Below are 20,972 nucleotides of genomic sequence, written 5' to 3'. Positions count from 1 at the left end.
CACGCCCTAGGATGACCGGCATGACGCAACCGGGGACGCCCGAGGGGACCGGGCCCCGCGCACGGCGCGGCCGCCCCCCGAGCACGTCGCTCAACCAGCAGGTCGTCCTGGACGCCGCCCTCGCCCTCGTCGAGCGCGAGGGCCCCGACGCACTCACCCTGCGCCGGCTCGGCGCGGACCTCGGCGCCAACCACACCGCCGTGCTGCGCCACTTCTCCGGCAAGGACGAGATCCTGCGCGGCCTCGCCGAGCGGCTCATCGAGGAAGCTCTCGAAGGGTTCGCGCCCGCCGGCACCTGGCGGGCCACGCTGGAGTCACTGGCCCGCCGGGTCCGGGCCGCCTGCCGCGCCCACCCCCAGGTCGCCGTCCTCGTCGCCTCCCGCGTCTCGCGCCGCACCGCCGAGTTCCGCGGCGCCGACGTCGTCATCGGCGCCCTGCGCCAGGCCGGCTTCGACGACCGCGAGGCCGCCCGCTACTACCGCTCCCTGGTCCAGACGGCGCTCGCCGTCTCCTCGTACGAGGCCGCGTTCGCCGCACTCGACAGCGGGGCCCGCGAGGGCGACCGGCTCGCCTGGCGCCGCGAGTACCTCGCCGTACCGCCCGCCACCTACCCCCATCTCGCCGCGGCCGCCCCCTACTTGGCCGAGGCGGACGAGGACGACCAGTTCGAGACGACCCTCTCCCTGCTCCTCGACGCGGTCGAACTCCGGGCCTCCCGCACCTGACCCGACGCCCTCCGCGCCCCTGTCCCGCTGAGTGGGAAAGCGCGTTGCGGGCACCTTCCTGCGGTCCTGGCCTGCTGCTAGAACTCGGAAAACGGACGCCGTTTCAGGCCGGCGTTCCGCCACCCCGCACCCCGCACTTTCCGCATGGAGGGCCTCATGACGGTTGTCGACGCCGAGCCCGTGGCGCAGGCGCCCGCCCGCCGGGAGCTGCCGCCGTCGATGGTCGAGCGCATGACGCTGATCATGGACGCGTTCACCGACCGGACGACCCGGCTGACCCTGGAGGACGTGGCACGCCGCACCAGCCTGCCCCGCTCCACCGCCCACCGGATCCTCGAACAGCTCGTCCGGCTCCGCTGGCTCGATCACACCCGCTCCGGCTACGGCCTCGGCCGCCGCGCCCTCGGGCTCGGCGGCGACGGCGCCCACGCCGACATCCGCTCGGCCGCCGCCGGCCGCCTGCACGAACTGCAGATCCGCACCGGACTCGTCGTCCACCTCGCCGTGCTCGACGAGGCGGAGGTGCACTACCTCGACAAGGCCGGCGGCCCGTTCGCCGCGAACGTGCCCTCCTGGGTCGGCGGCCGGGTGCCCGCCCACGCGACCGCGCTCGGCAAGGCCATGCTCGCCGGCCTCGAACCCGAGGAGGCCGAGGCCCGCCTCGACTCCGTCCGCGAACGTCCGCCCGCCCGCTCCGTCGCCGTCCCGCCGAAGCTGCACCAGGAGCTGAACCGGATCCGGCGCCGCCAGGGCATCGCCTTCGAGTACGGCGCCTACTTCCCCGGCATCGCGTGCGTCGCGGCGCCCGTGCAGGGCCCCGCGGGACCGGTGGCGGCGATCTCCCTCGCGGGCGAGGTCCGGGCCCCGCTCGACCGCGTCGCCCCGCTCGTCCTCGACGCCGCCCGGCAGGTCTCCTGCGACCTGTACCCGGGCCCCGAGCGGGCCGCGAATCCCGGCCGGCCGGACGCCCTGTCCCGCTGATCGGGACGGCCCCGACCGCTGGGCCCCCGCCCCTGGCACCGTTCGCGCTGTCGACCGAAGGAACCGGCGGAGGCGAGGCACATGACGGAGCTGACCCACGAGTCCACCTTGCGTGAACTCGTCACCGAACAAGGAGTGTTGCGCTACCACGAGGCCGGGGACGGGCCGCCGCTCGTCCTCCTGCACGGATCGGGCCCCGGTGTCACCGGCTGGCGCAACTACCGGGGCAACCTCGCCGCGTTCGCCGAGCACTTCCGCTGTCTGGTCCTGGAGCTGCCCGGCTTCGGGGTCAGCGACCCGGTCGAGGGCCACCCCATGGTGACCGCGCCCGCGGCCCTGGAGCGGTTCCTCGACGCGCTGGGCCTCCAGCAGGTCGACCTCGTCGGGAACTCCATGGGCGGCATCGTCGGCACCCAGTTCGCCCTGAAGCACCCCGACCGCGTCCGCCGCCTGGTCACCATCGGCGGCATCGGCCGCAACCTGTACAGCCCGGGCCCCGGCGAGGGCATCCGGCTGCTCAGCGAGTTCACCGACGACCCCACCCGCGAGGGCCTGATCCGCTGGCTGCGCTCGATGGTGTTCGACCAGAGCCTCGTCACCGAGGAACTCGTCGAGGAACGCTGGCAGCTGGCCGTCGCGCCCGACGCGCTCGCCACCGCCCGCTCCATGTACGGCAGCGCCGCGTTCGCCGCCATGGCGGCCGCCGCCGCGGCCTCCGACGAACCCCCGTACTGGGCCGTGCTCCACCGCCTGAAGGCGAAGACCCTCATCACCTGGGGCCGGGACGACCGGGTCAGCCCGGTCGACATGTCGATCGTGCCGATGCGCACCATCCCGGACGCCGAACTCCACGTGTTCCCCGACTGCGGGCACTGGGTGATGATCGAGCAGAAGGCCGCCTGGGAGAGCGCGGTCCTCGCCTTCCTGACCCGCAAGGACACGGCCTGACCGTGGCTGGCACGGCCTGAACGCGGGCCGTCCCGCCCGGCCGCCGGCGGCGCCCCGCGCCCTTCTCTCCCCCCTTCACCCGCCTTTCGCAAGGAAGTAGTGATCCGCCATGCCCAATCCGGTTCTGGACGCCGTCGTCGAGCGCGCCGAGGAGATCAGCGCGCTCGGTCCCGCCAACGAAACGCTCGGCCGCCTCGACGACCAGGCCGCCAAGGCCCTGCGCGAGACCGGCGCCATCCGCATGCTCCAGCCGAAGACGCACGGCGGACTCGAGCTGCACCCCCGCGAGTTCGCGGAGACGATCATGAAGATCGCCTCCTGCGACGGTGCGACCGGCTGGGTCTCCGGTGTCGTCGGCGTGCACCCCTGGGAGATGGCCATGGCCGACCCCAAGGTGCAGGACGAGGTGTGGGGCACCGACCCCGACACCTGGATCGCCTCCCCGTACGCGCCGATGGGCCTGCTGCGGCCGGTCGACGGCGGCTACGTCTTCAACGGGCACTGGCAGTTCTCGTCCGGCACCGACCACTGCGACTGGATCTTCCTCGGCGCCTTCCTCGCCGACGAGGACGGCGCCATGCTCCAGCCGCCGCGGGCCATGCACGCCATCCTGCCCCGCGCGGACTACGAGATCGTCGCCGACTCCTGGGACGTCGTCGGCCTGCGCGGCACCGGCAGCAAGGACATCGTCGTCCGCGACGCCTTCGTCCCCGAGTACCGCGTCATCGACTTCCAGGACGTCATCGACGGCCGGCTCGCCAAGGAGCGCGGCCTGACCAACCCGATGTACCACCTGCCGTTCTCGGCCGCGTTCCCGCTCGGCATCACCGCCTCCGTCATCGGCATCTGCGAGGGCGCCCTCGCCCACCACCTCGCCTACCAGCGCGACCGCGTGCAGATCACCGGCACCGCCGTCCGCGACGACCCGTACGTCCTCTACGCGGTCAGCGAGGCCGCCGCCGAGATCGCCGCGTCCCGCTCGGCGCTGCTCGACAATGTCTGCCGCGTGTACGACATGGTCGAGGCGGGCGAGACCGTCGACTTCGCCCGGCGCGCCGCCGGACGCCGGATCCAGACCAGCGCCGCCTGGCGGGCCGTGCGCGCCGTCGACGAGATCGTGGCCCGCTCCGGCGGCAACGCGATGCGCAACGACAACCCCCTCCAGCGGTTCTGGCGCGACGCCCACGTCGGCCTGACGCACGCCATCCACGTGCCCGGCTCCGTCTACCACGCCGCCGCGCTGACCGACATCGGCGTCGAGCCCCCGCAGGGCCCGATGCGCTCGATGATCTGAACCGGGGACCGAGAGGTGACCCACGACACCATCGCCGACCTGCTGCTCGCCCGCACCGGCGACACCCGGCCCGGACTGCTCACCCGCGAGCGGACCTGGACCTGGGACGAGGTCGTCCGGGAGAGCGCGGCCCGCGCCGCGCTCGCCCGGACCCTGCGCGCCGAAGGGCCCTTCCACATCGGCGTCCTGCTCGACAACGTGCCGGAGTACCTCTTCTGGCTCGGCGGCGCCGCCCTCGCCGGCGCCGCCGTGGTCGGCATCAACCCGACCCGGCGCGGCAGTTACCTCGAACAGGAGGTCCGGCACACCGACTGCCGGCTCATCGTGACGGACCGCGCCGGGCGCGCGCTGCTCGACGGGCTCGACGTCGGCGTACCGCCCGAGCGCTTCGTCCTCGTCGACGACCCGGCGTACGCGGACCGGGTCGCCGCCCTCGCGGCCGAGCCCGCCCGCGACCCGGCCGTCGACGCGACGACCCGGATGCTGCTCCTGTTCACGTCCGGCACCACCGGCGCCTCCAAGGCGGCGATCTGCTCGCAGGGCCGCCTCGCCGGCCTCGGCCACGCCAACTCCGCCAAGTACGAAGTGACCCGCGACGACATCTGCTACTGCCCGATGCCGCTCTTCCACGGCAACGCGCTGATGGCCCTGTGGGCGCCGGCCCTCGCCGCGGGCGCCGCCGTCGCCCTCACCCCGAAGTTCTCCGCGTCCGGATTCCTGCCCGACGTACGGCACTTCGGCGCCACCTTCTTCACGTACGTCGGCAAGGCGATCGCCTACGTCCTCGGGCAGCCCGCCCGCGGCGACGACGCCGACAACCCCCTCACCCACGCCTTCGGCACCGAGGCGTCTCCCGAGGACAAGGCGGCGTTCCTGAGCCGCTTCGGCTGCCGGCTCGTCGAGGGCTACGGGTCCAGCGAGGGCGCCGGCATGCTGAAGCAGGCGCCCGGAGGGCCGGCGAGCGCGCTCGGCGTGCCCGCGCGCGACGGCGTGCGGATCGTCGACCCGGAGACCCGCGCCGTGTGCCCGCCCGCCCTGCTCGACGCCCACGGCCGGGTCCGCAACCCCGAGGAGGCCATCGGCGAGATCGTCGACACCGAGGGCGCCGCCCGCTTCGAGGGCTACTACAAGAACCCCGCCGCCAACGCCGAACGCGTCCACGACGGCTGGTACTGGACCGGTGACCTCGGCTACGTCGACGAGGCCGGCTACTTCTACTTCGCCGGACGCTCCGGCGACTGGATCCGCGTCGACGGGGAGAACACCTCCGCGCTCCTCACCGAGCGCGTCCTGCGCCGCCACCCCGACGTACTCGCCGCGGGCGTCTTCGGCGTCCCCGACCCGCGCAGCGGCGACCAGGTCATGGCCGCGATCGAGATTCCCGAGGGCACCGGCTTCGCAGCGCTGAAGCTGCCCGATTTCCTCGCCGGACAGGAGGACCTCGGCACCAAGGGCGTGCCGCGCTACGTCCGCGTCTCGCACGCCCTGCCCGCCACCGGGTCCAACAAGCTCCGCAAGAAGGAGATGCAGTCCGAGGGCTGGCGCACCGCCGACCCCGTCTACCGCTGGACGGGCCGCGGCGCACCCGCGTACGCGCTCATGACGGACGCGGACAAGGCGGCGCTGCGCGAGGAGTTCCTGGCCAACGGCCGCGCCCGCTTCCTGCCCTGACGAGAACCGACACGCGAGTGGAGAACGAGATGGACCTGCGCGAGAGCGCCGCACAGCGCGCACTGCGCCGGGAACTGCGGGCGTACTTCGCGGCCCTGCTGCCCGAGGACGAGCGGCGCAGGGCCGGCGAGGAGGGAGTGGGCGGCGGCCGGTTCCGCGAGGTCGTGGCCCGGCTCGGCGCCGACGGCTGGCTCGGCATCGGCTGGCCCGTCGAGTACGGCGGCCAGGGCCGCTCCGCCGAGGACCAGTACGTGTTCTTCGACGAGGTCCAGCGGGCCGGGCTGCCCTTCCCGTTCGTCACCGTGAACACCGTCGGCCCGACGCTCATGGAGTACGGCACCGAGGAGCAGAAGAAGCGGTTCCTGCCCGGGATCCTCGCCGGCGAGACCGTCTTCGCCATCGGCTACACCGAGCCCGGCGCGGGCACCGACCTCGCCTCCCTCACCACCCGGGCCGTCCGCGACGGCGACGGCTTCGTCGTGGACGGCGCCAAGATCTTCACCAGCGGCGCCAACACCGCCGACCACATCTGGCTCGCCGCCCGCACCGACCCCGACGCCCCCAAGCACAAGGGCATCTCGGTGCTCATCGTGCCCACCGACGCCGAAGGCTTCTCCTGGAGCCCGATCCGGACCGTCGGCGGCATGACCGTCACCGCCACCTACTACAGCGGCGTCCGCGTCCCGGCGGACTCCGTCGTCGGAGAGGTGCACGACGGCTGGCGCCTGATGACCGCCCAGCTCAACCACGAACGCATCGGCCTCGCCGCGCTCGGCGGCCGCACCCTCCAGCTGTGGCAGCAGGTCCTCGACTGGGCCAAGGGCAACGGCACGGCCGAACTGCCTTGGGTCCGCCAGGAGTTCGCCCGCACGCACGCCCGTCTCGAAGCGATGCGCCTGATGAACTGGAAGATGACCGACGCCGTCTCGCGCGGCGCCCTCACCGGCGCCGACGCGGGCCTCGCCAAGGCGTACGGCACCGAGACCCACATCGACGTCCAGCGGTCCCTGAGCCAGATCCTCGGCGCGGCCGGACGGATCCGCCCCGAGTCACCGGGCGCCGTGCTCGCCGGGCAGGTCGAGCAGCTGTCCCGGCAGAGCATCGTCAACACCTTCGGCGGCGGCGTCAACGAGGTCCTGCGCGACATGGCCGCCGGCCAGGGCCTCGGCCTGCCCCGCGAGAGGCGCACCGCATGAGCACCGAGCCGGACAGCGCGTACGAGGCCCGCCTCCAGGCCTTCACCGGACGCGTCCTCAGCGATCCCGCGCCCGGTCAGGACCCCGTGAACCAGCCGATGATCCGGCACTGGGCCGAGGCCATGGGCGACACCAACCCCGTCTACACCGACGCGGCAGCCGCCCGCGCCACCGGCCGGGACGGCGTCGTCGCCCCCGCCTCGATGGTGCAGGCCTGGACGATGCGCGGGTACACGGCGACGGTCGCGCCGCGACCCGGGCGCAGCGGGGCCGACGCGCTCGTCGACCTGCTCGACGAGGGCGGCTACACCTCCGTCGTGGCGACCGACTCCGAGCTGGAGTTCGTCCGCGAACTCGTGCCCGGTGACGAGGTGTCCGTCGCCGAGGTCGTCGAGTCGATCTCCGAGGAGAAGCGGACCGGCCTCGGCGCGGGCCGCTTCGTCACGACCCTCAAGACGTACCGCGACGGGCACGGCGAGGTCGTCGCCACCCAGCGCTGGCGCACCCTGCGCTTCCGCCCCGCCGCCCCCGGCACGGCCCGCCCGCCCCGCGCCCTGCGCCCGCGTCCGGCGGTCAACCGCGACAACGCCTTCTGGTTCGAGGCAGCCAAGGACCACCGGCTGCTCGTCCAGCGCTGCGCCGACTGCAAGGTGCTGCGGCATCCGCCCGGCCCGTGCTGCCCGCACTGCGGCTCCCTGGACTGGGACACCGTGCAGGCCTCGGGCCGCGGCCGCGTCCACAGCTTCACCGTCAACCACCACCCGCGGCACCCGGCGTTCCAGTACCCGCTGGTCGTCGCCCTCGTCGAACTCGACGAGGGAACCCGGCTGATCACCAACCTCACCGGCATCGCCCCCGAGGACGTCGAGATCGACCTGCCCGTCGTCCTCGACTGGCTCGACGCCGACCCCGACCTGTCCCTGCCGGTGTTCCGGCCCGCCACGACGGAGGCCCGCTGATGGATTTCTCCCTGGGAGAAGAACTCGAAGCCCTGCGGGATCTCGCCCGTGAGATCTTCGACGACCGGGCGACCCCGGACCGGCTGCGCGCCGTCGAGACCTCCGGCACCCGCACCGACGAGGAGCTCTGGCGGACCCTCGCGGCGTCCGGCCTGCTCGCCGCCCCGCTGCCCGAGGCGGCCGGCGGCGCGGGCCTCGGCCTGCCCGCGCTCTGCGTGCTCCTGGAGGAGCAGGGCCGCCGCGTCGCGCCCGTCCCGCTGTGGCCCGTCGTCCTCGGCGCCCTGACCCTGGCCGCCCACGGCGGCTGTCCGCCGCTGTCCTCCCTCGCCGACGGCAGCGCCCGAGTCACGCTGGCCCTGGAGGAGTTCGGGCCCGCCGACCCGCGCGACCCCCGGACGACGACGGCCCGCCCCGACGAGGACGGCTGGCGGCTCGACGGGTCCAAGGCCGTCGTCCCGTCACCGGCCGGCGCCGGGCACGTCCTGGTGAGCGCCGCCACCGACGCCGGACCGGGCCTGTTCCTGCTCGCCGCCGACGCGCCCGGCCTGACCTGGACGCCCGCCGAGACCACCACCCACGACCTGAGCGCCCACCTCGACCTCGCCGGCGCCCGCGCCCGGGCCGTCGGAACACCCGGCGACGGCGTCGTGGAGCGGCTCGTGGACCAGGCGTCCGTCGCGCTCGCCGCACTCCAACTCGGCGTCGCACAGGGCGCGTTGGCGCACGCCGCCACCTACCTCGCGGCGCGCGAGCAGTTCGGCCGCCCCCTGGCCACGTTCCAGGCCGTCCGGCACCAGCTCGCCGACTGCCTCATCGACATCGAGGCGATGCGCGTGACCCTGTGGCAGGCGGTCACCGCGCTCGCGGACGGGGAAGGCGCCGAGCAGGCCGTGCTCGTCGCCAAGTGGTGGGCCGGGGACGGCGGCGCGAACGTCGTGCACCGGGTCCAGCACGTGCACGGCGGCCTCGGCGTCGACACCGACTACCCGGTCCACCGGCACTTCCTGTGGGGCCGGCAGCTCTCCACCACCCTCGGCGGTCCCGGCGCGGGCCTCGCCCGGCTCGGCGACCTCCTCGCCGGGCAGGAGGTGCCCGCGTGACCGCCCCGGCCGCCCCCACCCGGACGTACGACGACGTGACGGTCGGCGAGGCACTGCCGCCGCTGGAGATCCCCGTCACCCGGAGCCTGATCGTCGCGACCGCGCTGGCGAGCCGCGACTACCAGGACGTGCACCACGACCCCGAACTCGCCCGCGCGCGCGGTTCGAAGGACATCTTCATGAACATCCTCACCACGAACGGTCTCGTCGACCGGTACGCAACCGGCTGGGCCGGACCGGGCGCCGTCGTCCGCGCTCTCCGCATCCGCCTCGGCGCCCCCAACCACCCCGGCGACACGATGGTGCTGACCGGAACCGTCGTCACCAAGTCGGACGCGGACCGGCGCGTGGAGATCGCGGTGCGCGGCACCAACAGCCTCGGCGCCCACGTCACCGGCACCATCGCCCTGTCCCTCCCGGCCGGAGCCCCGCGGTGACCGGCGCGAGCCCGCTGTCGGGCCGCGCGGCGATCGCCGGGATCGGCGCCACCGAGTTCTCCAAGGCCTCCGGACGCAGCGAACTCCGGCTCGCCTGCGAGGCGGTGCTCGCCGCGCTCGCCGACGCCGGACTCACCCCCGCCGACGTCGACGGCCTCGTCACCTTCACCGCCGAGACCAACTCCGAGATCCACGTCGCCCGCAACACCGGCATGGGCGAGGTCACCTTCTTCTCACGCATCGGCTACGGCGGCGGCGCCGGCTGCGGCACCGTGCAGCAGGCCGCCATGGCCGTCGCCACCGGCGCCGCCGAAGTCGTCGTCTGCTACCGGGCGTTCAACGAGCGCTCCGGCGAGCGGTACGGGCTCGGCCAGGCCGACCGCGTCATGGACACCAGCGCCGACCGTGCCGCGTACGCGTGGATGACCCCCTTCGGGCTCAACACGCCCGCCCAGTGGGTCGCCCTGTTCGCCCGCCGCTACCTGCACGAGTACGGGGCCACCAGCGAGGACTTCGGCCGCGTCGCCGTCGTCGACCGCAAGCACGCCGCGACCAACCCCGCCGCCTGGTACTACGAGCGGCCCATCACGCTCGCCGACCACCAGGCCTCCCGCTGGATCGCCGAACCGCTGCGCCTGCTCGACTGCTGCCAGGAGACCGACGGCGGCCAGGCCCTCGTCATCGTCTCCGCCGAACGCGCCCGCGACCTGCCGCACCCCCCGGCCGTGATCCGCGCCGCCGCGCAGGGCCTCGGCGACGACCAGCACATGATGACCAGCTACTACCGCCCCGAGATCAGCGGCATCCCCGAAATGGGCCTGGTCGCAAGGCAGTTGTACGCACAGAGCGCGCTGCGCCCCGACGACGTCGACGCCGCGATCCTCTACGACCACTTCACCCCGCTGGTCCTGCCGCAACTGGAGGAGCTCGGCTTCTGCGGCACCGGCGAGGCGAAGGACTTCATCGCCGACGGCCATCTCGAACTCGGCGGCCGGCTGCCCGTCAACACGCACGGCGGCCAGCTCGGCGAGGCCTATCTGCACGGCATGAACGGCATCGCCGAGGGGGTCCGCCTCGTGCGCGGCACCTCCTGCAACCAACCCGACGGCGTCGGCCATGTGCTCGTCACGGCCGGCACCGGCGTCCCCACCAGCGGTCTCGTCCTGGGAGTCGACCGATGAACGCACCCGTGTCCGAACTGACCGGCGCCGACTGGCGCGGCCACGCCCTCGGCACCCGTACCGTCGCCTACGCCGAACGCGACGCGATCCTCTACGCGCTCGCCGTCGGCGCCCGCGCCGACGAGCTCGACCTCGTCCACGAGGACCGGCTGCGGGTCCTTCCCACCTTCGCGCTCACCCTCGCCCAGTGGGCGCCGGACGCCCTCGGCTCGGCGGGCGCGTTCGACGTGACCACCGCCGTCCACGGGGCGCAGCGCCTCACCGTGCGCCGCCCCCTGCCGCGCAGCGGCGAACTCACCATGTCGGCACGGGTGTCGGAGGTGTGGGACAAGGGCGCCGCCGCCGTCTACGAGGTCGAGGTGGAGAGCGAGTTCTTCGTGGCGACCTGGTCCCTGTTCGCCCCGGGGCGCGGAGGCTTCGGCGGCGAGCGCGGCCCCTCCGCGCCGCGCCCGTCCGGCACCGCGCCCGACCACCGCGTCACCGTGCCCACGCACGCCGAACAGGCCGCGCTCTACCGCCTGCTGGGCGACCGGCACGCCATGCACATCGACCCGGAGGCCGCCCGCGCCGCCGGCATGCCCCGCCCGTTCCTGCACGGCCTGTGCACGCTCGCCGCGACGACGCTGCCGCTCGCCCGCACCCTGGGCGCCCACCCCGCCGACCTGGAGACCCTGGAGGCCCGCTTCTCGGCGCCGGTGTTCCCCGGCGACCGGCTGATCGCGGAGTGCCGGACGGACGGCCCGCGCGCCCTGACGTTCACCGCGGCCGACGCGGAGCGGGGGAGCGCGGCCCTGTCAGGAGGCCGGGTCGCCTTCCGCACCGCGGGCTGAGCCGGGCGGCGTCCGCGGAACCGGCCCGAGGTCGGCGTGGACGGCATCGTGGTCCGAGTAGCGGCTCGGATGGACCCCGTGCCCGCGCGCCGCGATCCCGCGCAGGAAGACGTAGTCGAAGGTGCTGTGCCAGTCCGTCGTGGTGGCACAGTCCGTCGTGGGGGAGGGGCCGCACTCGGGCGCGGCGTTCCGGGCCACCTTCCACATGGGGCGCAGCTCGGACGAGCCGGGCACGGCGTTGAAGTCGCCGAGCACGATCGCGTGCGCGTACCGCGAGACGGCCGCCGCGAGGAAACGGACCTGGCCCGCCCGGACCGGAGCCTGGCTGCGCTGGGCGAGATGCGTGTCGAAGACGCGGACCCGCCGGCCGCCCACCTCGGTGGTGACGGCCAGATAGCCGCGGTCCTCGGAGCCGCCGTCCGGGTACTCCACGCTCCCGCGCCGCGTCATCGGCTGAGCCGACAGGATCGCCTGCCCGAAGCCGCCCGCCCGCCACGGCAGCCCGCCGCAGCGCCCCCAGTTGCGCAGCACCGGCCCGTACGCCACGTGGTAGCGCAGCCCGTACAGGCGCTCCAGATGGGCGCGGATCCGCTCGACGTCCCGCGCGCACGCCTCCTGGAAGCCGATGACCTGCGGCGCGTACGCGGCGATGTGCGTGGCCCGGCCGACGGCGAGTTCGGGGCCGCCGCAGGGATTGCACAGGTTCCACGTCATGACCCGGCCCTCGACGACGGCCGTCGGCGCGCCCGGCGGCAGCGCGGGCCGGGCGACGAGCGTCCCGCCGGGCGCGCTCGGACCGAGCAGCAGCAGGGCGAGCACGCACAGCACGACCGCGAGCGGCCGCCCGCGTCCGAGGGACCGGGACACTTCGCCTCCCCTGCGATGTCCGGCGACGGTGACGACTGTCGTGTCCGCCGACTGTGATGTCTGACGCTGTCGAGGGTATGCGCCTGATCGCGGTGGTGGCCGACCCGGCGGAGCGGCAGAATCCGACACGGCGGGCGATCCCCGCGACGGACGAAGCTATGAAAGAGGACATGGTCATGGTGGAGCAGGACGAGCGGTTCGACGTGGTCGTACTGGGAGCGGGACCCGGCGGATACGTGGCCGCGGTCCGGGCGGCCCAGCTCGGCAAGCGGGTCGCGGTCGTCGAGGAGAAGTACTGGGGCGGCGTCTGTCTGAACGTGGGCTGCATCCCCACCAAGGCCCTGCTGCGCAACGCGGAACTGGCCCACATCTTCAACCACGAGGCGAAGACCTTCGGCATCAAGGTCGACGGCCAGGTCACCTTCGACTACGGCGAGGCCTTCACCCGCAGCCGCAAGGTCGCCGACGGCCGCGTCAAGGGCGTCCACTACCTGATGAAGAAGAACAAGATCACGGAGTTCGACGGCCGCGGCACTTTCCTCGACGCGCACACCCTCCAGGTCGCCGGGTCCGACGGCACGACCCGCACCATCGGTTTCGAGAACTGCATCATCGCCACCGGCGCCACGCCCCGGCTGCTGCCCGGCACCCGGCGCAGCGAACGCGTCGTCACCTTCGAGGAGCAGATCCTCGCCGACGACCTGCCCCGCTCGATCGTCATCGCGGGCGCGGGCGCCATCGGCATCGAGTTCGCGTACGTGCTGCACCAGTACGGCGTGAAGGTCACGATCGTCGAGTTCCTCGACCGGATGGCGCCCCTCGAGGACGCCGAGGTGTCGGCCGAACTGGCCCGCCAGTACCGCAAGCTGGGCATCGACGTGCTGACCTCGACCCGGGTCGAGTCCATCGACGAGTCCGGTCCCGACGTCCGCGTCACCGTCACCGGCAAGGACGGCGCCCAGCAGGTCCTCACCGCGGACAAGGTCCTCCAGGCGATCGGCTTCGCGCCCAACGTCACGGGCTACGGTCTGGAGGGCACCGGCGTCGCGCACACCGAGCGCGGCGCGATCCAGGTCGACGGCTTCTGCCGCACGTCCGTGCCGCACATCTACGCCATCGGCGACGTCACCGCCAAGCTGATGCTCGCGCACACCGCCGAGGCGATGGGCGTCATCGCCGCCGAGACCCTCGCCGGCGCCGAGACGATGGAGCTCGACTACGCGATGATCCCGCGGGCCACCTACTGCCAGCCGCAGATCGCGAGCTTCGGCTACACGGAGGCGCAGGCCCGCGACCTCGGCTACGACGTGAAGGTCGCCAAGTTTCCCTTCATGGCGAACGGCAAGGCGCACGGCCTCGGCGACACCAACGGCTTCGTGAAGCTCATCAGCGACGCCACGCACGGCGAGCTCATCGGCGGGCACCTGATCGGCCCCGACGTCACCGAGCTGCTGCCGGAACTGACGCTGGCCCAGCAGTGGGACCTCACCGTCCACGAGGTCGCCCGCAACGTGCACGCGCACCCGACCCTCGGCGAGGCGGTGAAGGAGGCGGTGCACGGACTCGCGGGCCACATGATCAACATGTGACGCGCCCCCGACGTCAGGACTGCTGACCGGAGTGTGGGACGGAGCCGGGGGCGGCTTCGTCCCACGCCCGGCGAACGGCTAGTGTTCGCTCCCGTACTGCCCGACACGGGGTGCTCCCGCACATGCGAGGAGCTGAGATCACACCCGTAGAACCTGAACCAGTTAGCACTGGCGGAGGGATGTCAGCGATGTCGATACCGCATGTCTCGAGCGAGCCCCGGAGCACCGCCTTCGACGGGCGGATGCCTACCGCGCCGGGGGACTGGCGCCCCGAGGCGCGCGGCATCGCCCCCGTCCCCGAGGAGCACCGCTACGGCGGCGCCGGACGCCTCTTCACCGTCTGGTTCGCGCCGAACCTGACGATGAGCGGCGTCTTCACCGGCACCGTCGGCATCGCCCTCGGCCTCGACTTCGCGACGGCGCTGGCCGCCGTCGTCCTCGGTACGGTCCTCGGCGCGGTCCCCACCGCCTACCTCGGCACCTGGGGCAGCCGCACCGGCGCCGGACAACTGCCGCTCGCCCGCCTCGCGTTCGGCCGCGGTGTCGTGGTCCCCGGCGCGCTCCAGTGGCTGTCGTCCATCGCGTGGGACGCGCTCATCGGCCTGTTCGGCGGCGACGCGCTCGCCCGGCTGTGCGGCTGGCCGTTCTGGCTCGGGGCCCTCGTCATGATGGGCGCGCAGGGCCTGCTCGGCGCGTTCGGCTACGAGGCGATCCACCGCCTGCAGAAGTGGATGACGGCCGTCCTCGCGGTCGCCTTCTGCGCCCTGGCCCTGCGCCTCGCGGACGCGGGCGTGACCCCCGCGTCCCACGGCGCCGCGCAGGGCGCCGACCGGATCGGCGCGTTCGTCCTCACCACCACGATCGCGCTCAGCCTGTCCGTGTCCTGGGCCCCGTACGCGAGCGACTTCAGCCGCTACTTGCCGCGCACCACGTCCCCGTCCCGCATGTTCTGGTGCACCCTCGCGGGCATCACCGTCTCCTTCACCGCGGTCGAGGCGCTCGGCCTGTGGGGCGCCTCCGTCTTCACCGACCAGACCGCCCAGGGCGTCGACACCCTCCTCGGCGGAGGAGTCGTCGGCTCGCTGGGACTGCTCGCCGTCGCGCTCGCCGCGCTGTGCAGCAACGCCATGAACGACTACAGCGGCTCGCTCGCCCTCCAGGTCGTCGGCGTCCGCCTGCCCCGCCCGCTCGGCGCGGCGCTCGCCGCGCTCCTCGGCTTCCCGCTCGTGCTGTGGATGCACGCGGCCGACACCGCGGCCCGCTTCCAGAACGTCCTGCTGTTCGTCGGCTACTGGATCCCCGGCTTCGTCGCCGTCGTCCTCGTCGACTGGCTGGCCCGCCACCGCGCCCGCCGCGGGGCGCCCGTGGACCTCGCGGCGGAGGAGAGCCGGCCGCAGCCGGTGCTGCCCGCCCTGATCGCGTTCGCCGGGTCCTTCGCCGCCACCGTGCCGTTCATGGACACCGCCCTCTACGTGGGGCCCGTCGCCGAAGCCCTGCACGGCGCCGACCTCGGCTACTACGTGGCCTTCGTAGTCGCTCTTGTCCTCTATGTCCCGGTCCGTCTCCGCGGGCGCGCCCAGGCTTGATCCACCCCGTCCGGCCATGCCTGCTGAAAGCGGGACAAATCCTGAAATTGCGCAGGTCAGGGGGCTGGCGCCGCATGACGCGGGGAGGAAAAGGGCGGATTGGACACGCCTGTGTGAGCCGCGCCATGTGACCTGGGTCATCTACGGGCCCGGGTAGTAGCCGCACGCCGTGGCCACGGCGTGCTCCGCCTCGCCGAGACGTCCGTTTACTGCGTAGTCGGGTAGTACGTCACACCTTTGCGTCCTGTGTGGACCGCCCCTAAAGCTGTGCGTCGTTCCAGGCAGCAGCCGGGACGGCAGACCGGTGGATCCTCCGCCGGAGCCTCACGACGCACCAGGGAGTTCCCCCGCATGAAGCTCAAGCGCACCCGGACCGGCGCCGCCCGCACCGCTCGCCTTCCCCGCTTCTCCGTCGCCGGAATCGCCGGTGCCGGCGCCGTGGCCGCCGCGCTCACCCTGGTCCCCACCACCGCGCAGGCCGCCGAGCCCGCCGCGGCCCCCGCCTCGGTGACGACGGCGTCCCTGGTCGCCGCCAAGGGCTACGCGAACAACCTCGACGGCTGGATCCGCGAGTCGCTCGACATCATGGCCGCCAAGGGCATCCCCGGTTCGTACGACGGCCTCTACCGCAACATCATGCGCGAGTCCTCCGGCAACCCGCTGGCCCAGAACAACTGGGACATCAACGCCCAGAACGGCACCCCGTCCATCGGTCTGCTCCAGGTGATCCAGCCGACCTTCGACGCCTACCACGTCGAGGGCACCGCCTACTCCCTGACCGACCCGGTCGCCAACATCACGGCCGCCGCGAACTACGCCGCCGACCGCTACGGCTCGATCGACAACGTCTTCGGCGCGTACTGAGCCGACGGCACGGGGGCGAGGCACGACCCGGGACGACGACGCGGGCCGTCCGTCAGGGCGGCGAGGAGCACCACATGCACGGCAGTAGCGCAGACCATCCCCACCCGGCCCCCGAGTACGGGCCCCCGAGCACCGGGGGCTCCCGGCACCGGCGGCGCGGGAGGCGCCTGCGCTGGGTGGCCTGGGGCGCCGCGGCCGTCGTCGTCGCCGGCGGCACCGGCGTCGCCTACGCCTGGCAGCACCTCGACGGCAACATCAAGGGCACCGACGTGAACGCCGCCCTGGGCAAGGACCGTCCGCAGGCGCGGCACGACGGCGCCATGAACATCCTGCTGCTCGGCTCCGACTCCCGGGCCGGCACGCACGGTCACTACGGGAACGGCATCGCCGGCGCCCGCGCCGACACGGCGATGGTCCTGCACGTCGACAAGAGCCACAAGAAGGCCTCCGTCGTCAGCATCCCGCGCGACACCCTGGTCGACCGGCCCGAGTGCCGGACCACCGACGGCGGCAGCGCCCCGGCCGCCCACGCCACCATGTTCAACTCGTCGTACCAGGTCGGCGGCCCGGCATGCACCGTCAAGACGGTCGAGCACCTGTCGGGCGTCCGCATGGACCACTACCTCGAAGTCGACTTCAAGGGCTTCCAGAAGCTCATCGACGAACTCGGCGGCGTGGACGTCAACACCCGCAAGGCCATCGACGACCCCTACAGCGGCCTCACCCTGAACGCGGGCAAGCACCGCCTCAAGGGCGAGCAGGCCCTCGAACTGGTCCGCACCCGGCACGGCGTCGGGGACGGCAGCGACCTCGGCCGCATCCAGCTCCAGCAGGCCTTCGTCAAGGCGCTCATCCAGCGCGCCGACACCCTCGACCCGCTCAGCCACCCCGCCAAGTCGTACGCCCTGATGGACACCGCGACCAAGTCCCTGAGCGCCGACTCCGAACTGGCCTCCGCCAAGAAGCTCCTCGGCCTCGCCCAGGAACTGAAGGGCATCAGCCCCGAGCGCACCCACATGCTCACGCTGCCCGTCACCTACGACCCGCAGGACGCGGGCCGCGTGCTGCCGCTGCGCAAGGCCGACGAGCGGGTGTGGAACGCGCTGCGCCACGACCGGCCCGTCCCCGAGTCCGTGACCCGCGACTCGGTCGGCGACCGCGGCGCCTCCCCGATGTCGTCCGAGGCCTAGGGCAGTTCAGCAGACCGGGAGGCCCGGCACCGGCTCGTCGTTCTCGCCGCCCTTGAGGTACACGGCGCTCACGTACACGTTCGCGTTCCCCGAGTCGTCGTCGGTCTTCGCCCACCAGACGTTCGTCCACTGCCCGTACGTCTCCCGGTACGGCAGCTTCGCCTGGCAGTAGAAGTAGTTGGTGCCCTGGTTGAGGGTGCCGACCGCCCGGTGACCGGAGTCGTAGGACGTGGCGGAGCGCCACACCTCGCAGTTCACCTTGCCGCCGCCGACGCTGCCGCAGGACGGCCCGTCCGAACCACCGCCGGAGCCGCCGTCCGTGCCACCCGATCCACCGGATCCGCTGGATGCGCCGTCGTCGGAGGGGTCTCCGCCCGAGCCCTTGTCGCCGGCCGGCGCGGACGCCGTGGGCGAAGCGCTCCGGGAGGCCGCCGGGCCGGAGGCGTCCGCGGAGGGCGCCCCGCTCGCGCCGCCCTCCTTCTTGTCGCCCCCGCCCTTCTTGCCGTCCCCCTTCGCGTCCCCGTCGTCGCCCGCCGGGAACTCCGAGGAGCCCGCGTCGTCGCCCGCGCTGTGCCGCGCGCCCGGCCGCGCGGAGTCCGCCGCCTCCGTGCCGCGCCCGCCCCCGCCCCCGTCGTCCCGGCTGGTGACGAGGTACGTCGCACCGGCCCCGGCGAGCAGCACCGCGGCGACGGCCCCGGCGACGGCGGCCCTGCGCCGCCCTCCCGCCTTCCGCCGCTCGGTGTCCGCCTCGGAGCCGTGCGGGGCCGCAACGGGCGCCGACGGCGCGGTCCGCGGCCCTTGCGGCGGCCCGAACTGTCCTGCGGGCGCGGGCGCGGGCGCGGGCGCCACCGGCGCCGCACGGCCCAGCCGCACCGTGTCCGGTGACCCCGGCGGCAGCGGCTGACCCGCGGCCACGGCGTGCAGCACCTGGGCCGCGCGGACCGCGTCGGCGCGCAGCAGCGGATCCTTCTCCAGCAGTTCGGCGAGCGCGGGCGTCAGGAGCGCCCCGGCCCGACGCGGCGGCGGCAGCGGGTCCGACACGATCGCCGTTATCGTCGACCAGGTCGAGGTCCGCCGGAACGGGGACACCCCTTCGACGGCCGCGTACAGCGTCGCGCCCAGCGCCCACACGTCCGCCTCCGGGCCCGGCTCGCCGCCCCGCGCCCGCTCGGGCGCCAGATAGTCGAGCGAGCCGATCACCTCACCGCTGCGGGTGAGCCGCGTCGCGGCGCCGTCGTCGGGCTCGTCCATGGCCGCGATGCCGAAGTCGGTGAGGACGACCCGGCCGGTGCGCTCCAGCAGGATGTTGCCAGGCTTCACGTCCCGGTGCAGGACGCCGACGGAGTGCGCCGCCGCCAGCGCGTCCATCACCTCGGCGCCGATCCGGGCCGCCTCCGCGGGCTCCAACGCACCGTGCTCACGCAGCAGTCCGTCGAGCGAGGGCCCGTCGACCAGCTCCATCACGATGACCGGACGGCCCTCGTGCTCGGTCACGTCGTACACGGAGACCACACCGGGATGCCGCACCCGGGCGGCGGCCCGCGCCTCCCGCTGCATCCGCAGCCGCTGCTCGGCGAGATCCTGCGCGTCCGCGTCGCTGAACGACCTGAGCTCCTTGACCGCGACCTCGCGGCGCAGCGTCTCGTCGACCGCCCGCCAGACCGTGCCCATGCCGCCGCGGCCGAGCCGTCCGACGACGCGATACCGGCCGGCGACCAGCCGCCCGTCGCCCGCCTCCCCCGTGTACTCGCTCATACCCCGTCACAGTCTCCGTCGGTGTGCCGGGTTGCAGCCTAGCGACCGTCGGTGACAGCGGGTCGCCGTCCCGGTGAGCGGACCGTGCTCAGGGCGGCGCCGAGAGGTGATGTGGCCCGTACGGGCTCACGGACGGGGGAGCTCGATGTCCCCGTCGACGCGCCTCGGGACTCCGTACGGGTTGTCGTCGCGCAGCGCGGCGGGCAGCAGGTCGTGCGGCAGGTTCTGGTAGGCGACGGGCCGCAGGAAGCGTTCGAGGGCGCGGGAGCCGACGGACGTGGTGCGGGGGTCGGTCGTGGCCGGGTAGGGGCCGCCGTGGACCATGGCGTGGCCGACCTCGACACCGGTCGGCCAGCCGCCGGCGAGGACCCGGCCGGCCTGGCGCTCCAGCAGCGGGAGCAGGGCGCGGGCGTCCTCGGTGTCGGACGGCGCCATGTGCAGGGTCGCGGTGAGCTGGCCCTCCATCCGGCGCACGGTCTCGGTGAGCTCCGTCAGGTCCGCGCACCGCACGACGAGAGCCGCGGCGCCGAACATCTCGCGCTGCAGCGCGGGATCGGCGAGCACGTCCTTCGCCGCGACGGTCATGAGGGTGGCCTGCCCGGGGCTCGCGGAGTCGGGCAGCGCGCCGCGGGCGACGACCTCGACCCCGGGGTGGGAGGCCACCGTGTCCGCCTCGGTCCGGTAGGCCCGCGCGATGCGCTCGGTGAGCATCGTGGCGCCCGCGTCCGCCGTGACGGCGCGGCACGCCACGTCGAGGAACGTCTCCAGGCCGGGGCCGTCCACGGCGAGCAGCAGCCCGGGGTTGGTGCAGAACTGTCCCGCGCCGAGCGTCAGCGACGCCACGAACTCCTCGGCGAGCGGCGCGGCCCGTTCCGCGAGCGCGCCCGGCATCAGGACGACCGGGTTGACGCTGCTCATCTCGGCGTACACCGGGACGGGCCGCGGGCGGGCCGCGGCCGTGCGGGCGAGCGCGAGTCCGACGGCGCGGGAGCCGGTGAACGCCACGGCCTGGATGCGCGGATCGGTGACCAACTGCGCGCCCAGGGTGGGGCCGTCGCCGACGAGGAGGGAGAAGACGCCGTCCGGCAGGCCGTGCGCGACGACGGCGGCGCGGACCGCCTGCGCGGCGAGTTCACCCGTGCCGAGGTGGGCGTCGTGGGCCTTGACGACGACGGGGCAGCCGGCGGCCAGCGCGGAGGCGGTGTCCCCGCCGAGCACCGAGAACGCGAGCGGGAAGTTGCTCGCGCCGAAGACCGCGACGGGGCCGAGCGGGATCTGCCGCTGACGGATGTCGGGGCGCGGCTGCGGGGTGCGGCCGGGTTGCGCCGGGTCGATGCGCGCGCCCATCCAGCTCCCTTCGGTGAGAACGTGGGCGAGCATCCTCAACTGGTCTGCCGTGCGGGCCACTTCACCGGTCAGCCGGGCCACCGGCAGGCCGGTCTCCTGGTGGGCGCGGGCGACGAGGGTGTCCCCCAGCGCGGTCAGGTTGTCGGCGACCGTCTCCAGGAAGCGGGCCCGGTCCGCGGGGTGGAGGGCGCGGTACGGGTCGAAGGCGTCCTCCGCGGCCGCGCAGGCCGCGGCGACGTCCTCCTGGGTGCCGCCCGGGTAGGCGGGTTCGAGCGGTGCGCCGGTGCGGGCGTCGTGCGCGCGAACCTCGGGGCCCGTACCGGTGACGCGCCGGCCGCCGATGAACATCGCGCCGGTCAGCTCGGCGGCCGGCGGGGGAACGGGCTGAGAGGGCGGGGACGCGGGGTTCATGGGGATTCCTCGGTGGTGGGGATCTGCGGGGGAGGGGCGTC

General features: G+C 73.8%; 18 protein-coding genes and 1 riboswitch. Of the genes, 15 read left to right on the top strand and 3 right to left on the bottom strand.

The window, feature by feature from the left end:
- Positions 1-20: 20 nt before the first annotated feature.
- From ACFW9D_RS06335 to ACFW9D_RS06285, 11 genes are all read left to right on the top strand, one after another.
- Positions 21-725 carry a TetR/AcrR family transcriptional regulator gene (locus ACFW9D_RS06335; protein ID WP_188335766.1) on the top strand — a complete coding sequence of 235 codons (705 nt, stop codon included), beginning with the start codon at positions 21-23 and terminating at the stop codon, positions 723-725.
- A 156-nt stretch (positions 726-881) separates the two neighbouring features.
- Positions 882-1,706, top strand: a complete 825-nt coding sequence (locus ACFW9D_RS06330) for an IclR family transcriptional regulator (protein WP_384618522.1) — start codon at positions 882-884, stop codon at positions 1,704-1,706.
- An 81-nt stretch (positions 1,707-1,787) separates the two neighbouring features.
- Positions 1,788-2,654, top strand: a complete 867-nt coding sequence (locus ACFW9D_RS06325) for an alpha/beta fold hydrolase (RefSeq protein WP_188335764.1) — start codon at positions 1,788-1,790, stop codon at positions 2,652-2,654.
- Between the two features lie 109 nt (positions 2,655-2,763).
- Positions 2,764-3,948 (top strand): acyl-CoA dehydrogenase family protein, encoded by a 1,185-nt coding sequence (locus ACFW9D_RS06320; RefSeq protein WP_188335763.1) that lies wholly within the window; start codon positions 2,764-2,766, stop codon positions 3,946-3,948.
- 15 nt (positions 3,949-3,963) lie between these two features.
- Positions 3,964-5,619, top strand: coding sequence for an AMP-binding protein (locus ACFW9D_RS06315; protein WP_384618519.1), 1,656 nt, complete (start codon positions 3,964-3,966; stop codon positions 5,617-5,619).
- Between the two features lie 29 nt (positions 5,620-5,648).
- Positions 5,649-6,815 (top strand): acyl-CoA dehydrogenase family protein, encoded by a 1,167-nt coding sequence (locus ACFW9D_RS06310; RefSeq protein WP_384618554.1) that lies wholly within the window; start codon positions 5,649-5,651, stop codon positions 6,813-6,815.
- The gene (locus ACFW9D_RS06305; protein ID WP_384618515.1) at positions 6,812-7,774 is read left to right on the top strand and encodes a bifunctional MaoC family dehydratase N-terminal/OB-fold nucleic acid binding domain-containing protein; all 963 of its coding nucleotides are present in this window, start codon (positions 6,812-6,814) and stop codon (positions 7,772-7,774) included. Before ACFW9D_RS06310 ends, ACFW9D_RS06305 begins: the two co-directional genes overlap by 4 nt.
- Positions 7,774-8,874, top strand: a complete 1,101-nt coding sequence (locus ACFW9D_RS06300; protein ID WP_384618513.1) for an acyl-CoA dehydrogenase family protein — start codon at positions 7,774-7,776, stop codon at positions 8,872-8,874. Before ACFW9D_RS06305 ends, ACFW9D_RS06300 begins: the two co-directional genes overlap by 1 nt.
- A complete protein-coding gene (locus ACFW9D_RS06295) occupies positions 8,871-9,311 on the top strand; it encodes a MaoC family dehydratase (protein WP_384618510.1) in 441 nt (146 codons plus the stop codon). The genes ACFW9D_RS06300 and ACFW9D_RS06295 overlap by 4 nt, the downstream gene beginning before the upstream one ends.
- Positions 9,308-10,492: a lipid-transfer protein gene (locus ACFW9D_RS06290; protein ID WP_384618507.1), complete on the top strand. Its 1,185-nt coding sequence runs from the start codon at positions 9,308-9,310 to the stop codon at positions 10,490-10,492. The genes ACFW9D_RS06295 and ACFW9D_RS06290 overlap by 4 nt, the downstream gene beginning before the upstream one ends.
- A complete protein-coding gene (locus ACFW9D_RS06285; protein WP_384618504.1) occupies positions 10,489-11,322 on the top strand; it encodes a MaoC/PaaZ C-terminal domain-containing protein in 834 nt (277 codons plus the stop codon). The genes ACFW9D_RS06290 and ACFW9D_RS06285 overlap by 4 nt, the downstream gene beginning before the upstream one ends.
- On the opposite strand, the gene ACFW9D_RS06280 is transcribed toward ACFW9D_RS06285, so the two are convergent.
- A complete protein-coding gene (locus ACFW9D_RS06280; RefSeq protein WP_384618502.1) occupies positions 11,287-12,189 on the bottom strand; it encodes an endonuclease/exonuclease/phosphatase family protein in 903 nt (300 codons plus the stop codon). The two genes, ACFW9D_RS06285 and ACFW9D_RS06280, sit on opposite strands and share 36 nt — an antisense overlap.
- A gap of 176 nt (positions 12,190-12,365) precedes the next feature.
- On the opposite strand from ACFW9D_RS06280, the gene lpdA reads away from it, so the two are divergent.
- From lpdA to ACFW9D_RS06260, 4 genes are all read left to right on the top strand, one after another.
- Positions 12,366-13,778, top strand: coding sequence for a dihydrolipoyl dehydrogenase (lpdA, locus tag ACFW9D_RS06275; protein ID WP_384618553.1), 1,413 nt, complete (start codon positions 12,366-12,368; stop codon positions 13,776-13,778).
- A 96-nt stretch (positions 13,779-13,874) separates the two neighbouring features.
- A riboswitch (TPP riboswitch) is annotated at positions 13,875-13,975 on the top strand.
- Positions 13,967-15,364, top strand: coding sequence for a purine-cytosine permease family protein (locus ACFW9D_RS06270; protein ID WP_384618500.1), 1,398 nt, complete (start codon positions 13,967-13,969; stop codon positions 15,362-15,364). It overlaps the preceding riboswitch by 9 nt.
- A gap of 351 nt (positions 15,365-15,715) precedes the next feature.
- Positions 15,716-16,228, top strand: coding sequence for a transglycosylase SLT domain-containing protein (locus ACFW9D_RS06265; RefSeq protein ID WP_188335755.1), 513 nt, complete (start codon positions 15,716-15,718; stop codon positions 16,226-16,228).
- Positions 16,229-16,302: 74 nt separating this feature from the next.
- The gene (locus tag ACFW9D_RS06260) at positions 16,303-17,418 is read left to right on the top strand and encodes an LCP family protein (RefSeq protein WP_384618497.1); all 1,116 of its coding nucleotides are present in this window, start codon (positions 16,303-16,305) and stop codon (positions 17,416-17,418) included.
- Positions 17,419-17,424: 6 nt separating this feature from the next.
- Here the strand turns inward: ACFW9D_RS06260 and ACFW9D_RS06255 are convergent, their stop codons facing one another.
- Both ACFW9D_RS06255 and ACFW9D_RS06250 read right to left on the bottom strand, forming a co-directional pair.
- The gene (locus ACFW9D_RS06255) at positions 17,425-19,173 is read right to left on the bottom strand and encodes a serine/threonine-protein kinase (protein ID WP_384618494.1); all 1,749 of its coding nucleotides are present in this window, start codon (positions 19,171-19,173) and stop codon (positions 17,425-17,427) included.
- 126 nt (positions 19,174-19,299) lie between these two features.
- On the bottom strand, positions 19,300-20,931 hold the full coding sequence (locus tag ACFW9D_RS06250) for an aldehyde dehydrogenase (NADP(+)) (protein WP_384618491.1): 1,632 nt from the start codon (positions 20,929-20,931) through the stop codon (positions 19,300-19,302).
- Between the last annotated feature and the right edge of the window lie 41 nt (positions 20,932-20,972).

Source organism: Streptomyces sp. NPDC059524 (assembly GCF_042749255.1).
Lineage (GTDB): Bacteria > Actinomycetota > Actinomycetes > Streptomycetales > Streptomycetaceae > Streptomyces > Streptomyces xanthii.
Note: the sequence above shows the minus strand (reverse complement) of the source record. Positions and strands in the feature narration are given on the sequence as shown.